This is a genomic window from Rhodococcus sp. NPDC055112, assembly GCF_053607505.1.
Window position 1 is genome coordinate 22,639 of record NZ_JBSGTR010000004.1, and the last position, 12,612, is coordinate 35,250.

At 68.3% G+C, this 12,612-nt stretch carries 12 protein-coding genes and 1 riboswitch; of the genes, 9 read left to right on the forward strand and 3 right to left on the reverse strand.

Annotated features, from left to right (window positions below):
- Positions 1 to 6 precede the first annotated feature (6 nt).
- From ACWFRB_RS03465 to ACWFRB_RS03500, 8 genes are all read left to right on the forward strand, one after another.
- Complete coding sequence (locus tag ACWFRB_RS03465) at positions 7 to 756, forward strand: DUF881 domain-containing protein (protein ID WP_452638861.1); 750 nt, start codon at positions 7 to 9, stop codon at positions 754 to 756.
- A gap of 55 nt (positions 757 to 811) precedes the next feature.
- Positions 812 to 1,216 carry a glycine cleavage system protein GcvH gene (gene gcvH / locus ACWFRB_RS03470; RefSeq protein WP_452638862.1) on the forward strand — a complete coding sequence of 135 codons (405 nt, stop codon included), beginning with the start codon at positions 812 to 814 and terminating at the stop codon, positions 1,214 to 1,216.
- Positions 1,217 to 1,386: 170 nt separating this feature from the next.
- A complete protein-coding gene (gene garA, locus ACWFRB_RS03475) occupies positions 1,387 to 1,866 on the forward strand; it encodes a glycogen accumulation regulator GarA (RefSeq protein WP_072749715.1) in 480 nt (159 codons plus the stop codon).
- On the forward strand, positions 1,866 to 2,603 hold the full coding sequence (ftsR, locus tag ACWFRB_RS03480) for a transcriptional regulator FtsR (RefSeq protein WP_452638863.1): 738 nt from the start codon (positions 1,866 to 1,868) through the stop codon (positions 2,601 to 2,603). Before garA ends, ftsR begins: the two co-directional genes overlap by 1 nt.
- A gap of 144 nt (positions 2,604 to 2,747) precedes the next feature.
- A complete protein-coding gene (locus tag ACWFRB_RS03485) occupies positions 2,748 to 3,221 on the forward strand; it encodes a bifunctional nuclease family protein (protein WP_452638864.1) in 474 nt (157 codons plus the stop codon).
- A gap of 215 nt (positions 3,222 to 3,436) precedes the next feature.
- Positions 3,437 to 4,033 carry a MerR family transcriptional regulator gene (locus ACWFRB_RS03490; RefSeq protein WP_077041768.1) on the forward strand — a complete coding sequence of 199 codons (597 nt, stop codon included), beginning with the start codon at positions 3,437 to 3,439 and terminating at the stop codon, positions 4,031 to 4,033.
- Between the two features lie 102 nt (positions 4,034 to 4,135).
- Positions 4,136 to 4,231: riboswitch (glycine riboswitch) on the forward strand.
- A gap of 183 nt (positions 4,232 to 4,414) precedes the next feature.
- The gene (gene gcvP, locus ACWFRB_RS03495) at positions 4,415 to 7,267 is read left to right on the forward strand and encodes an aminomethyl-transferring glycine dehydrogenase (protein WP_452638865.1); all 2,853 of its coding nucleotides are present in this window, start codon (positions 4,415 to 4,417) and stop codon (positions 7,265 to 7,267) included.
- A gap of 132 nt (positions 7,268 to 7,399) precedes the next feature.
- Entirely contained in the window at positions 7,400 to 7,570 is a 171-nt protein-coding gene (locus ACWFRB_RS03500; protein WP_169310496.1) for a hypothetical protein, read from the forward strand.
- A gap of 34 nt (positions 7,571 to 7,604) precedes the next feature.
- Here the strand turns inward: ACWFRB_RS03500 and ACWFRB_RS03505 are convergent, their stop codons facing one another.
- The 3 genes from ACWFRB_RS03505 to ACWFRB_RS03515 form a co-directional block, all read right to left on the reverse strand.
- Positions 7,605 to 9,392 (reverse strand): substrate-binding domain-containing protein, encoded by a 1,788-nt coding sequence (locus tag ACWFRB_RS03505; protein ID WP_452638866.1) that lies wholly within the window; start codon positions 9,390 to 9,392, stop codon positions 7,605 to 7,607.
- A 150-nt stretch (positions 9,393 to 9,542) separates the two neighbouring features.
- Positions 9,543 to 11,726: a malate synthase G gene (locus ACWFRB_RS03510; protein ID WP_452638867.1), complete on the reverse strand. Its 2,184-nt coding sequence runs from the start codon at positions 11,724 to 11,726 to the stop codon at positions 9,543 to 9,545.
- 209 nt (positions 11,727 to 11,935) lie between these two features.
- On the reverse strand, positions 11,936 to 12,103 hold the full coding sequence (locus ACWFRB_RS03515) for a hypothetical protein (RefSeq protein ID WP_452638868.1): 168 nt from the start codon (positions 12,101 to 12,103) through the stop codon (positions 11,936 to 11,938).
- Between the two features lie 102 nt (positions 12,104 to 12,205).
- Between ACWFRB_RS03515 and ACWFRB_RS03520 the strand changes: the two genes are divergently transcribed.
- Positions 12,206 to 12,427, forward strand: coding sequence for a hypothetical protein (locus tag ACWFRB_RS03520; protein WP_452638869.1), 222 nt, complete (start codon positions 12,206 to 12,208; stop codon positions 12,425 to 12,427).
- Positions 12,428 to 12,612: the final 185 nt, after the last annotated feature.

A 12,612-nucleotide genomic window follows, 5' to 3' on the forward strand; every position in this document is an offset into this window, starting at 1 on the left:
TCACCGGTGAACGGGCATGAAGGCAAGCACGAATGGCATACCGAGCTGTCCGCCTCGGCGCGTCGCTCCCGGGTCGTCTTCGGGCTGCTGGCGGTGTTGCTGCTGGCCGCGCTCGGGGTCGCCATCGCCACCCAGGTGCGGAACACCGGTTCGGGCGACACCCTGGACTCTGCGCGCCCGGCTGACCTGCTGGTGTTGCTCGACAACCTCGGCCAGCGAGAGGCCTCGTTGCGGCAGGAGATCGCCGGACTCGAGGAGACGCTCGCAACGCTCCAGCGCAGCGGTGGCGGCTCCCAGGCCGCGTTGGACGAGGCAAGGGCGCGCCTGACCGCGCTGTCGATCCAGGTGGGAGCCGTGCCCGCGGCAGGCCCAGGGGTGGTGTTGACGGTCGCGGACCCGGGCACGAACGTCGGCTCCGAGGTGATCTTGGACCTCATCCAGGAGTTGCGGGCGGCGGGCGCCGAGGCGATCTCCATCCGCGGTGAGGGGGGTGAGCCGGTCCGGATCGGTGTCGATTCCTGGGTCACCGGTTCCCCCGGTCAGATCAAGGTCGACGGCACCGACCTGGAGGCACCGTACGAGGTGCTCGCGATCGGCGACCCGCCCACCCTGGCGGCCGCTCTGAACATTCCCGGCGGGGTGATCGACACCGTCGGGCGCAGCGGTGGACGGCTGACAGTGGAGCAATCTCAGCAGGTCACGATCACCGCCTTGCGGGAGACGAAGCCTCGTCAATACGCTCACCCCGGAAACTGAATCCGGTACCGCGCGGTATTCTCGCGCGCCGGTGCGATCGAAAGGACTTCTCACCTTGAGCGAAACCAACATCCCGGCCGAATTCCGTTACACGGCGGAGCACGAATGGGTGCAGCGGACCGGGCCGACGACCGTCCGGATCGGAATCACCGATTTCGCGCAGTCGCAGCTCGGTGACGTCGTCTTCGTGCAGTTGCCCGCGGTCGGCGAGGCCGTGGTCGCAGGCGAGTCACTCGGTGAGGTCGAGTCGACGAAGAGCGTGTCGGACATCTACGCTCCGTTGAACGCGAAAGTCATTGTGGCCAACGCGGATTTGGAGTCCAGCCCCGAGCTGGTCAACTCTGAGCCGTACGGAAACGGCTGGCTGGTCGATCTTGAGGTGGCCGACGAGGCAACCCTGGACGCCGCGCTGGACGCGATGCTGGACGCGCCGGGCTACCAGGAGATCGCGGGCGGCTAGGACACGCGTGGATCGACCTGCGAGTGCCCACGTGGGAGGCATTCGCAGGGTACGGTCGATAGGGAGCACATCCGCCTTGTCGGGGCGTAGGTCCGTATCGGAATGTGATTGTGTCGAGAAGATTTGTCCGGGAGGGTTCCCGGACCGATCGGACTTCAGGAGGAGAAACGGTGAGCGAGAACGACAGCGACGCGGTTTTTGGAGAATCGCCGGCTGAGACAACGTCGGTTTTCCGGGCGGATTTCCTCAACGAGTTGGACAGCACGACCGCTGCTCCGCAGGCCGCTGAGCAGGTCTCCGGAGTGGAGGGCCTGCCTGCCGGTTCGGCGCTCCTCGTCGTCAAGCGTGGCCCGAACGCGGGCTCCCGATTCCTGCTCGACCAGCCGACCACCTCGGCGGGCCGCCACCCGGACAGTGACATCTTCCTCGACGACGTCACGGTCAGCCGTCGGCACGCCGAGTTCCGCCAGGATCAGAACGAGTTCCAGGTGGTCGACGTCGGAAGCCTCAACGGCACCTACGTCAACCGTGAGCCGGTGGACTCGGCCACCCTCGTCAACGGTGACGAGGTGCAGATCGGAAAGTTCCGACTCGTGTACCTCACCGGCCCCCGCGGCGCCGGCAGTTCCGCTGCGGGTGCGGGTAGCTGATGACGGCGGTCGGGCAGCGGACCGAGGGCGGGATGTCGATCGGCTCCGTCCTGGATCGGCTACGTCCCGATTTCCCCGACATCACCATCTCGAAGATTCGGTTCCTCGAGGCGGAGGGGCTGATCAGTCCGGAGCGGACGCCGTCGGGCTACCGACGTTTCTCGCTGGCCGACTGTGAGCGGTTGAGGTTCGTGCTCACCGCGCAGCGCGATCAGTACCTGCCGTTGAAGGTGATCAAGGAACAGCTCGAGGCGATCGACAGTGGCGTCGCGGTGGTCGGGTCGACTGAGTCGGCGCCGCGACGGCCGCGTGCCCTGTCCATCGCGCCCGGCGAAATCTCGCCCGAGGAGTTCCGCGCCAACCGCGAGGTCCGCATCAGCCGTACCGACCTGATCGCGCGATCCGGCGCGGACGAGGCGTTCCTGTCGGAACTGTTGCGCAGCGGGCTGATCGTGCCGGGCGTCGCGGGCTTCTTCGACGAGGACGCGGTCACCCTGGCGCGGGCGGCAAAGGCGATGTCCGCGTTCGGACTCGAGGTGCGGCACCTGCGCGCGTTCAAGCTGGCGGCCGACCGGGAGGCCGGTTTGGTCGCCCAGATCGCCGGTCCCGTCGCAAAGGGCAGGGACGCGGGTGCGCGTGATCGCGCCGAGGAGATGGTGCGTGAACTCGCCGCGCTGTCGCTCACTCTGCACACCTGTCTGGTCAAGGCGGCAGTGCGCGGCGCGCTCGACCGCTGACGATCGCCCGGCCGGCGACGTCACGACCTGCACCTGTGCGGCGAGAGTCGAATGGGCCGCCGGGTTCGCTTAGAATTTGGGTACGGCTTCATGCGATGAATGCGGTCGACGCCGGTGAGGCCGATCAGACGGGAGGCAGACGCGATGAGCGAGATGCGTGTGATCGGGATTCGTGTCGAGCAGCCACAGAATCAGCCCGTACTGCTGCTGCGGGAGGCCGACGGGGATCGGTACCTGCCGATCTGGATCGGCCAGACCGAGGCCGCCGCGATCGCGCTGGAGCAGCAGGGCGTTGAGCCGGCGCGGCCGCTCACCCACGACCTGATCGTCACGCTCATCACGGCGCTCGGCAACGCGCTGCGCGAGGTCCGGATCGTGGATCTCCAGGAGGGCACCTTCTATGCCGACCTGGTTTTCGCCGACGATCTGAGGATCTCGGCTCGGCCGTCCGATTCGGTGGCCATCGCGCTGCGGGCGGGCGTGCCGATCCATGCGGACGAGGCGGTGCTTGCGGAGGCCGGGCTGGTGATGCCCGATGAGCGCGAGGACGAGGTCGAGAAGTTCAAAGAATTCCTCGAATCCGTGTCGCCGGACGATTTCAAGGCAACTGACGGTTAGTGTGATCCCGCCGTCGAGAGACGGCGGCGAAATAGTGGCCCGGGCAACGATACGGTCTCACCCTCAAGTTGAGGTTTAGGCTTCGGCGTGTTGCGTTGACCCTGGTCAATCGTCGCAATAGCTTTGATCCATCGAACGCACACCATGTGATTCACCCCGAGGCGTACTCTGAGTCGAATCCACGGTATGGAATTCCATGCGAGAGGGAGCAGTCAGTGGGAGATCATCCGCAAGAGCCTCAGCGCGGCCTCGCCCCGTCCGAGGGTGTCGAGGATGTTCAGCCGGGCCTCTTTCCCGATGACTCGGTGCCGGACGACCTGGTGGGCTACCGGGTGCCGAGCGCGTGTCAGATCGCGGGCATCACCTACCGCCAGCTCGATTACTGGGCGCGCACCTCGCTGGTCGTGCCGTCGATCCGCGGAGCAGCCGGATCCGGCAGTCAGCGCCTGTACTCGTTCAAGGACATCCTCGTCCTCAAGATCGTGAAGCGATTGCTGGACACCGGCATCTCGCTGCAGAACATCCGGGTCGCCGTCGACCACCTGCGTCAGCGCGGCGTTGGCGACCTGGCCAAGATCACGCTGTTCTCCGACGGCACCACCGTCTACGAGTGCACCTCCGCGGAAGAGGTCGTCGACCTCCTGCAGGGCGGTCAGGGAGTATTCGGGATCGCGGTCAGCGGCGCGATGCGCGAGCTGACCGGCACGATCGCGGACTTCCCGGCCGAGCGGGCCGACGGCGGCGAGAGCGAACTGAGCCCGGAGGACGAGCTCGCGTCGCGTCGCAAGAACCGGGCGAGCCGCGCCGGATAGGCCGAATCGGCGCCCACGCGCTCGACGTGGCGCGCGGCACACCCCGTGGCCGGGCCCGTGGGGTCACAAGGGGTCGAACGTAGCCTAGAATTCGAGGTACGTCGCCGCCGCATGGGAGAGTTCCGGAGCACGATCCGGACGCCGAAGGAGCAATACCTCCCCGTCAATCTCTCAGGCACCGAGGACCGTGCGGGCTACGACGTCTCTGGAAAGCGGTGGGAGCACCCACCCGCCCACGGGGAAAGGGGCCCATACGAAGGCGGCCCTCAATCTCTCAGGCGCTCGCGGCGACGAGCAGGCGACAGAGGGGGAGGAACGTTCCGCCCGGCCCGACAGGGTCGAGCCGAATGCGCCTACGATCCTTCAGCCGCGGGAGTTGCCTTGTCAGACGCCAGTACTCGTTCATTTGTCGATCGCCACATCGGCCCCGATTCCGCCGAGCTCGAGCGGATTCTGAGCGTCGTCGGCGTCGGTAGCCTCGACGAGATGGCCGGGAAGGCCGTTCCCGCCAGCATCCTCGACACCGTCACCGACGGGATCAGCGACGGCCTGAGCGCCCTTCCCGCCGCGCTCACAGAGCACGAGGCGTTGGCCGAGCTCTCCGCGCTTGCCGCCAGGAACACCGTCGCGACCTCGATGATCGGTCTCGGCTACTACGACACCCTCACCCCACCCGTGCTCGTGCGGAACCTGCTCGAGAATCCCGCCTGGTACACCGCGTACACGCCGTATCAGCCGGAGATCAGCCAGGGCCGGCTCGAGGCACTGCTCAACTTCCAGACCATGGTCTCCGACCTCACCGGCATGGAGGTCGCGAACTCGTCGATGCTCGACGAGGGCACCGCGGCCGCCGAGGCGATGACGCTCCTGCGCCGGGCCAACAAGAGCCGTTCCCCGCGCTTCGTCATCGATACCGACCTGTTTCCGCAGACCAGGGCCGTGATCGAGACCCGCGCGACCCCGCTCGGCATCGAGCTGGTGGAGGCCGATCTCAGCGAGGGCCTGCCCGAGGGCGAGTTCTTCGGTGTGCTCGCCCAGCTGCCCGGCGCCTCGGGTCGCGTCGTCGACTACACGGACCTCATCGCGGCCGCCCACGAGCGTGGCGGACTGGTCGCGGTCGGCGCCGACCTCCTGGCGCTGACCCTGCTCACCCCGCCCGGTGAGCTCGGGGCGGACGCCTGTTTCGGCACCACGCAGCGGTTCGGTGTTCCGATGGGCTTCGGCGGACCGCACGCCGGGTACCTGGCGGTACACACCAAGCACGCGCGTCAGCTGCCTGGCCGCCTCGTCGGCATGTCCGTCGACGCCGACGGCGATCCGGCGTACCGGCTCGCGCTGCAGACCCGTGAGCAGCACATTCGCCGGGAAAAGGCCACCTCGAACATCTGCACCGCCCAGGTGCTGTTGGCCATCGTCGCCGCCATGTACGCCAGCTACCACGGTGCCGACGGGCTCAAGGCGATCGCCGAGCGCGTGAACGGGCGCGCCGTCGCCCTCGCGACCGGCCTGCGGTCGAAGGGTGTCGAGATCGTGCACGAGTCGTTCTTCGACACCGTGCTCGCCCGCGTCCCGGGACGGGCGGCGGAGATCGTCGAGACGGCGAAGGGCTGGAACGTCAACCTGCGCCTCGTGGACGCCGACCACGTCGGCATCGCCTGCGACGAGGCGACCACGGAGGCCCACCTCGCGTCGGTCTTCGCCGCCTTCGGGGTCCGGACCGACACCGCGGCGGACGCGTCGACGTCCTCGCTGCCCGCCGAGATGGTGCGCACCTCGGACTACCTGACACACCCCGCGTTCACCAAGCACCGCACCGAGACCGCGATGCTGCGCTACCTGCGGATGCTCTCGGACAAGGACATCGCCCTCGACCGGAGCATGATCCCGCTCGGGTCCTGCACGATGAAGCTCAACGCCACCGCGGAGATGGAGCCCATCACCTGGCCGGCGTTCTCGGGCCTGCACCCGTTCGCGCCGACGGCGGACGCGCCGGGCATGCTGCGGATCATCCATGATCTGGAGGGCTGGCTGGCGGCGATCACCGGCTACGACGCGGTGAGTCTGCAGCCGAACGCAGGCAGTCAGGGCGAGTACGCCGGTCTGCTGGCCATCCGGAACTACCACCTCAGCCGCGGCGACGATCATCGCGACACCTGCCTGATCCCGTCCAGCGCGCACGGCACCAATGCGGCCTCCGCCGTGATGGTCGGCATGCGGGTCGAGGTGGTCGCCTGCCGTCCCAATGGCGACGTCGACCTGGCGGACCTGAAGGCGAAGATCGCGGACCACGCCGAGCGGCTCGCGGCCATCATGATCACCTACCCGTCCACGCACGGCGTGTACGAGCACGAGGTCGCCGACATCTGCGCGGCCGTGCACGACGCAGGCGGACAGGTGTACGTCGACGGGGCGAACCTCAACGCGCTCGTCGGCCTGGCCCGACCCGGGCGCTTCGGTGGCGACGTCAGCCACCTGAACCTGCACAAGACCTTCTGCATCCCGCACGGCGGCGGTGGCCCCGGCGTCGGCCCGATCGGCGTCCGTTCGCACCTGACCCCGTTCCTGCCCGGGCACCCGATGGCGCCGGAACTGGGCGGATCGGGTCCGGTGTCGGCCGCGCCGTACGGCAGCGCGTCGATCCTCCCGATCACCTGGGCGTACATCCGGATGATGGGCGCGACCGGCCTGCGGCGCGCCTCGCTCACCGCGATCGCGTCGGCGAACTACATCGCACGCCGCCTGGACGAGTACTTCCCGGTGCTCTACACCGGTGAGAACGGCATGGTCGCGCACGAGTGCATCCTCGATCTGCGTCCGCTCACCAAGGAAACCGGTGTCACGGTCGACGACGTCGCCAAGCGCCTGGCGGACTACGGCTTCCACGCGCCGACGATGAGTTTCCCGGTGTCGGGCACGCTGATGGTCGAGCCGACCGAGAGCGAGAACCTGGACGAGATCGACCAGTTCTGTGACGCGATGATCGCGATCCGCGGCGAGATCGACCGGGTCGGCGCGGGCGAGTGGCCGGTGGACGACAATCCGCTGCGCGGCGCGCCCCACACCGCGGGCTGCCTGGCGGCGGACTGGGACCACCCGTACTCGCGCGAGCTCGCAGTGTTCCCGCTTGGCAAGGCCAGGGCCAAGGTGTGGCCCTCCGTGCGTCGGATCGACGGTGCCGCGGGCGACCGGAACCTGGTGTGCTCGTGCCCGCCGATCGAGGCCTTCAGCGGCTGATCAGGCTCCGGGCGGTCGCGCGCAGTCGTGAGGAGATCGAAGGGTCCTTGTCTGCCGCGACCCGCCCGGAGGACGATGGGACGGGTATGGGCGGCTCGTCGGCCGCCCTAGTCGAGCCGAAGGTGCAGGCAAATGTTCACCACCATCGCAAGAGCCGCCGCCGCAACCGCCGTCGTGATGTCAGTCGCCGCCCTCGCCGCCCCGGCGGCCTCCGCCGAGGATCGCATCATCGGGGGAGGGTCGTTGCAGTTCTGCTTTGTCGTCCCGCTGCCCGGCTCCGCCGAGATCAACTGGTGCCTCTGAGGTAGGCGGGACGCCGCGGTCAGCCGGCCCGGCGTCAGCCGAGCGCATGGCCGATCGCTGCGCCCAACTCGGGTCCCTGGGTGGACCCGACGGCGGTCAGCGAACCCCCGGTCTGCTCGGCGAGCGCCCGCAGGGTGTCGGCGTCGGAGTTCTCGCCGATCGTGATGACGTCGATGCGGACCGGCTTGCCCTCCACGGTGGTCTCCCGGATTTTCGCCAGTAGTTGCCGGGCAGTGATCGACGTGTCGTCGTTCGGGCCGTCGGTGATCAGCAGCACCGAGTTCGGACGGTCCGCGCCGTAGCCCTGTACCGCGTCCGCGTAGGCGGCCTCGACCGCCGCGTAGGTGGACGTCGCGGTCGCCGGGGTCAGGGACCCGAGCGCCGTGTCGATCGCCTGCCTCCGCGTTCCGGTGCCGACGGTGTCGGTCAGCGACCCCGTCGGGACGGCGATCCTGTATGCCTTGGCGCCGTCGAGGTTCTTGGAGTAGACCCACAGCCCGAGATCGGTGGAGTCCGGTGTCCGGTTCAGCTGCTCGGTAAGCGCCGCGGTCGTGTTCGTCAGCCGCGTCCCGTCGCCCTCGACGTTGCTCATCGAACCCGAGATGTCCAGCAGGACGGTCGATCTGCGGGCGACTGCGGGATTGGCGAGTGTTCGGGTCAGCGTGTCCACCACCGGCCCGGTGGCCGGCTGCAGCGGTGTGTCGATGGGCGCGAAGGGTACCGCCCCCACCGCCGAGGGCGACTTGCCGTCGACTCGGAAACCGGCGTCGCGAATCACCGCGGCCTGCTCGGGACGGCGGAGGTAGTCCGAGAATTCCGCGGCCGCCCGGTTGCGTGCCTCGTCAACCCAGCCCGCGGAGATGATCGCCGTGGGGTGATCGGCCATCGGTGTGGCCCCGGCAGGAAGGAAGGCGGTGAGCGCGTTCGCGTCCGGCTCGGCGGCGTACAGCTGCTGCTCGGTGACCGCAACCGCGTGCAGCGCGCCGGTCCGTGGGTCGTGCTGCGCGCCGAGTGCGCCGAGCGCATCCGCTGTCACGGCGGGCTTGTCGGGAGCAGACGGGAACGCGACGGCGGAGCCGACGGCGAGCGAGGAGAGTGCCGAGACGACGGGCGGCGACGCGGCCTGTGCCTCGGTGACCGGACCCGCGCCCGCACCCGACACCGCCGCGGCGACGGCCTCGGCGGCCTGGGTGGAGGGATCCGAGCCGGGACCGGTCGGCAGGGCAAGCTTCAGTGAGCCCCATCCGGGGAGCCCGAGCCCAGGCAGCGCGTTCGGATCGGACTGGAGGCGCGGGAGATCCTGCCAGCCGACCTTCGAGGCGCTGAGGGCCTCGGCCAGCGTGACCGGGGCAGCCAGCAGCACCGGCGAGGTGGCGAGTGACTTCGGCTGGCCGTCGATCAGGCCGGTCTGCCCACTGAGCTGCGCGATGGACTGGGTGCTCTGTGGAATCCACAGCGCCGGTGCCGGTCCGGGCCCGGACCAGTCTTTCCCTGCGCTCGCGGTCAGTGCCTCGACCACGGTCTGCGAGGTGGCGGGGGTGACGGCAACGGTGATGCAGTGGTCGCGCACGACCGGCGTGGTCTGGCCGTAGCGGTCTGCCAGGGTCTGGATCTGCGGGGCGATGTCGGGATCCGCGGTCACGTCGAGGACGGCGGGACCCTCGACGCACATCTGGGCGGCCTGGGTGCCCTGGTCCGAGATCCGGTCCCTGAGCTGGAACCAGCCGACGACGGCGAGCACGACGGCGATGACCGCTCCCACCGCGATCACCGGGCCCTTGCTCACACCCCTCGTGCCCTGTGTGCCGCGATGCTGCCCCACCTGTGTCCGCCTTGTCGTCGATCGGTGACGGCACGCAGGTCCGCCTCATCGGTACCTCCGCAGTCTACGGACGGCGGCACCCTGGAAGCGGCGAAGCCGCCACCGGACCGGATCGGTCTGGTGGCGGCTTCGCGATGCTGTCGCTACGCGTCAGGCGTTGGCGGCCTTGTACTCCCGCCGACGGCGATGCAGGATCGGCTCGGTGTAGCCGCTCGGCTGCGACGCGCCCTCGAGGATCAGCTCCTTGGCGGCCTGCCAGGCGATGTTGGTGTCGAAGTCCGGCGCCATCGGGACATAGGTGGCGTCACCCTCGTTCTGGCGGTCGACGACCGGCGCCATCCGCTCGAGGCTGGCCACGATGTCCGCCTCGGTGACGATGCCGTGGCGCAGCCAGTTCGCGAGCAGCTGGCTCGAGATACGCAGGGTGGCACGGTCTTCCATGAGCGCAACGTCGTGGATGTCCGGCACCTTGGAGCAGCCGACACCCGCGTCGATCCAGCGGACCACGTAGCCGAGGATGGACTGGCAGTTGTTGTCCAGCTCCTCCTTCTTCTCCGCGTCCGACCAGTCGGTGCTCGGCGCGAGCGGAATGGTCAGGATGTCGTCCACCGTTGCCCGGGGCTTGCCCTTGAGCTCGTCCTGGACGGCGAAGACGTCGACGCGGTGGTAGTGCGTCGCGTGCAGGGTGGCGCCGGTGGGCGAGGGGACCCACGCGGTGTTGGCGCCCGAGCGGGGGTGACCGATCTTCTGCTCGAGCATGTCCGCCATCAGGTCGGTCATGGCCCACATGCCCTTACCGATCTGCGCCTTGCCCTGCAGGCCGGCGGCCAGTCCGGTGTCGACGTTCCAGTCCTCGTAGGCGCCGATCCACTTCTGCTTCTTCATCTCGGCCTTGCGCACCATCGCGCCCGCCTCCATGGAGGTGTGGATCTCGTCGCCCGTGCGATCGAGGAAGCCGGTGTTGATGAAGACCACGCGCTCGCTGGCCTCCTTGATGCACGCGGACAGGTTGACCGTGGTGCGGCGCTCCTCGTCCATGATGCCGACCTTGAGCGTGTTCGCGGGCAGGCCGAGGACCTGCTCGACGCGACCGAACAGCTCGGTGGTGAACGCGACCTCTTCGGGGCCGTGCTGCTTCGGCTTCACGATGTAGACCGAGCCGGTGCGGCTGTTGTTGTGCGGTCCGTTGGCCTCGCTGACGGTCAGGCCGTGCACCGCGCAGAGGCTGGTGATCAGCGCGTCGAGGATGCCCTCGGGGACCTCGTTGCCGTCGGCGTCGAGGATCGCGGGGTTGGTCATCAGGTGTCCGACGTTGCGCACGAACAACAGCGAACGACCGTGCAGGGTGAGCTCGCCGCCGTCGGCCGCGGTGTAGGTGCGGTCGTCGTTGAGCGTGCGAGTGAAGGACTTGCCGCCCTTGCTGATCTCCTCGGCGAGGTCGCCGCGGTTCAGGCCGAGCCAGTTGCGGTAGCCGACAACCTTGTCGTCGGCGTCGACGGCCGCGACCGAGTCCTCGAAGTCCATGATCGTGGTGAGCGCGGACTCGAGGACGACGTCCTTGACCCCGGCCGCGTCGGTCTGGCCGATGGGGGAGCTCGCGTCGATCTGGATCTCCGCGTGCAGTCCGTTGTTGCGCAGCAGGACGGAGGTGGGCGCGTCCTTCTCGCCGAGGTAGCCGACGTACTTCTCCGGCTGCGCGAGCGTGGTGACGGTGCCGTCGGTGAGCTCGACCTTCAGCTCGGCGCCGTCGATCCAGTAGCGCTTGGAGTCGGCGTGGCTGCCCACCGCGAGCGGCGCCGCGGTGTCGAGGAACTCACGGGCCCAGGCGATCACCTTGTCGCCGCGGACCTTGTTGTAGCCCTTACCCTTCTCGGCGCCGTCCGCCTCCGAGATGGCGTCGGTGCCGTAGAGCGCGTCGTACAGCGAGCCCCAGCGGGCGTTCGAGGCGTTGAGCGCGAACCGGGCGTTGAGCACCGGCACGACGAGCTGCGGGCCCGCGGTCGTCGCGATCTCCGCGTCGACGTTCTCGGTCTCGATGCTGAACGGGGCGGGCGTCGGCAGCAGGTAGCCGATCTCCTGCAGGAACGCCTTGTACTCGGCGGCGTCGAAGGCCGGGCCGGAGTGGTCGCGGTGCCAGGCATCGATCTGCGCCTGCAGGTCGTCGCGCTTGGCCAGCAGCGCCTTGTTCTTCGGGGCGAGGTCCTCGATGACCTTGACGGCACCCGCCCAGAACGCGTCTGCGTCTACGCCGGTACCCGGGAGAGCCTCGGTGCCCACGAAATCGTGGAGAACCTTGGCGACCTGAAGACCACCGACCTGCACGCGCTCAGTCATGAAATGCCTCACTTCTCTGGGAATGCCTGATGTAGACGGACTAGATGTTACTCGGCGGTAATCGTCTATCTGTTTGTCCTGGTGGGCTAACAGTCCAACCGTACTGGTTCGGGGTCTATTCCAGGGGCGGTGCAGGCGGGCGTCACGGCACGAATCCGTCTACGAGGAGATTCCGACCGGTGCCGGCAAGTCCCGGTGGTGCCGTCCCTTCAGCCGAAGAGTCGGCTGAAGAATCCTGACTTCCCGGCCGGGGCGGGCTTCTCCTCGCAGACGCAGCGTTCGGAGGCGGGGACCGCCTTCATGACGCCTGCGACGTGCGCCCCGCAGCCTCCCCAGGTCGTCTTCTTGCAGGTCGAACAGGTGACCGGGTAACACATGGGTCCTCCTCTGGATGGATGTGGCACCTCCAATGATACCCATAGGGGTATCTACGGTTCTTGGTTGCATGACGCGCGCGTGAGCTCGCGACCGGGCGGCTGATGCCTACCCGCGCACCCGGATCTGCTGCATACGTCTGCGGACTGGGCGGCGACAGCGGCGGCGCCGTGCTGACCGGCACCAAGGCCCTGGGTATCGCGGTCCAATCCAGCATGGCTAGCCAGGGGACGTGCAATCCCGGGGCCATAGCACCCGAGGTGACCGCGACACCGATCACCAACGTCCTCGGTGCCACCCCCGGCCTGAAGATCCGCACCAACTAGGCGCACAGAATTCCCGAAAAGGGGCCTCGGACGCAGACTTTCGCGTGCGCGGCCTCTTTTCCGTTTCTGGATGATGCCCGGAGCCGCGGGTCCGTGCCGCCGCACGCTGCTGAGTCGATGTTCATCCCATCAATTTTCGGTAGTCAATGGCAATCATTGCCAATACATTCTCTGGCGCTGACCCG

Excerpts from the sequence above, each read along its gene's own strand:
- ACWFRB_RS03485 (WP_452638864.1), top strand. The coding sequence starts at position 2,748 with ATGAGCGAGATGCGTGTGATCGGGATTCGTGTCGAGCAGCCACAGAAT.
- ACWFRB_RS03500 (WP_169310496.1), top strand. The coding sequence starts at position 7,400 with ATGTTCACCACCATCGCAAGAGCCGCCGCCGCAACCGCCGTCGTGATG.
- ACWFRB_RS03510 (WP_452638867.1), bottom strand. The coding sequence starts at position 11,726 with ATGACTGAGCGCGTGCAGGTCGGTGGTCTTCAGGTCGCCAAGGTTCTC.
- ACWFRB_RS03515 (WP_452638868.1), bottom strand. The coding sequence starts at position 12,103 with ATGTGTTACCCGGTCACCTGTTCGACCTGCAAGAAGACGACCTGGGGA.
- ACWFRB_RS03520 (WP_452638869.1), top strand. The coding sequence starts at position 12,206 with ATGCCTACCCGCGCACCCGGATCTGCTGCATACGTCTGCGGACTGGGC.
- ftsR (WP_452638863.1), top strand. The coding sequence starts at position 1,866 with ATGACGGCGGTCGGGCAGCGGACCGAGGGCGGGATGTCGATCGGCTCC.